The sequence below is a fragment of the Enterobacter sp. SCRI0065 genome, assembly GCF_059766475.1.
The window spans coordinates 1-233 of the sequence record NZ_JCBAJB010000073.1 but is presented as its reverse complement, the minus strand read 5'-3'; the positions used below and the strand labels follow the sequence as shown (position 1 = coordinate 233).

Below are 233 nucleotides of genomic sequence, written 5' to 3'. Positions count from 1 at the left end.
GAACGCTAGCGCAGCGCTCAGGCTGCACCGGAAATCAGGGGGGCATCTGCGCAGCAGTGCGCCCCGCCATCGCCACGGCGGCGGCATCCTGCACGAAGGGCAAACGGTCACGCGCCAGCGTGTCACCGGCCATCACGATCTGCACACTGCCCGAACGCTGGCGCAGCGCTCAGGCTGCACCGGAAATCAGGGGGCAGCTGCGCAGCAGTGCGCCCCGCCATCACCACGGCAGC

The 233-nt window shown here is 70.0% G+C and carries 1 protein-coding gene; it reads left to right on the top strand.

Translation table 11 applies throughout. The features are described 5' to 3' along the window. Positions 1-233: hypothetical protein (locus AC6EMZ_RS23500; protein ID WP_498405199.1), on the top strand; the 233-nt coding region annotated here is incomplete at both ends.